The sequence below is a fragment of the Methylomonas methanica genome, from assembly GCF_001644035.1.
GTDB lineage: Bacteria > Pseudomonadota > Gammaproteobacteria > Methylococcales > Methylomonadaceae > Methylomonas > Methylomonas methanica_A.
Genome location: NZ_LUUG01000127.1, coordinates 1 through 1,336 on the forward strand (window position 1 = coordinate 1; position 1,336 = coordinate 1,336).

General features: G+C 51.5%; 1 protein-coding gene. It reads left to right on the top strand.

Annotation, left to right across the window (positions count from 1 at the left end):
- Positions 1-258: 258 nt before the first annotated feature.
- Positions 259-1,296, top strand: a complete 1,038-nt coding sequence (locus A1332_RS22525) for an IS110 family transposase (RefSeq protein ID WP_064010649.1) — start codon at positions 259-261, stop codon at positions 1,294-1,296.
- Positions 1,297-1,336: the final 40 nt, after the last annotated feature.

Here is a 1,336-nt window from a genome sequence, read left to right on the forward strand (position 1 = left end):
CCCAGCCTTGTATGATGAATTTTAACAACCGATAGCCCAGAAAAACCAATTAAGCTGTCATCGTTCATTGGGAGGCCGTCCCAGCCTGAGGACTGGTAATTACCAGAGCCTGTGCCGTAGATTGGCCCCCGCCCTATTCACCCATACCGTGGAGTATCCGAGGCTTAGAGCCTGCATACACAAGGAAGGTAGGTGCATGCGCAGGGTCGGGAACCGGTGAATAGTGTACTTCCCTTTAACGGTGTTAAAAATACGATTATGACAAACCTCCCTATCAATGCCACCGCTGAATCTATCCACCGCCTTTTTGCCGGAGTGGATGTCGGTGCGGATGAATTGGTGCTGGTGATCCGTAAGAATGGCAAGCCGTTCGATCCACAAAAATATGCCAATACCCGCTCTGACCGCGCGCGCTTGGTCAATAAACTGCTCAAACTGCCGGGCATCAAGGTTTGTTTGGAAGCCACCGGCATTTACCATTTCGATCTGGCGATTGCGCTGCATGACGCCGGTATTCCCGTGATGGTCGTCAATCCCAAGGCTTCGCATAACTTCGCCAAGGTCTTGATGAGGAACAGCAAAACCGACGTCGTCGATGCCAATACCCTGGCCGAATACGTCGAGCGCATGGACTTTGTGGCCTGGACTCGCCCTTCGAACCAAGTTTTGGCTTTGCGCGGTTTTGCCCGCCGCATCGATGCGCTGACCAGTCAGAAGGCCGCCGCGAAAAATCATCTGCATGCGCTGAGTGCCACTCGGGAAACCCCGAAGGCGTTACTGCGCGATGCCAAGCTGGCGATCAGTCAATTGGAAAAACGCATTGATGCGTTGGCCGTGGAAGCGATGATTTTGATCACCGATGACCCGTCGCTCAAGCGAATATTTGAGTTATTAACCGGCATCAAAGGCATTGCCCAAACCAGTGCGATTGCTTTAATGGGCGAGCTGTTGTTATTACCGCCGAATCTGTCCCACCGTGAGTGGGTTAAGTTTGCCGGGCTCGATCCCAAGGCGTTCGAATCCGGCAAAAGCGTACACAAAAAGATGCGCCTATCCAAAGCGGGTAACCGGCATATCCGCTCTGCATTGTATATGCCTGCTTTGAGCGCCAAACAGCATGATCCCCATATCAGCGCTTATTTTCACCACTTGGTCGACAATGGCAAGAAACCCTTACAAGCCGTCTGCGCCGTGATGCGTAAATTACTACATGCGATTCATGGCATGTTAAAGCACGATCAGCCGTTTGATAACACACGGTTTTATGCCATTCCGGCACCTATCATCGCCGAGTAAAAAATGGTACGTTTTCGTTGACTTTGAACAGAGTATCTAC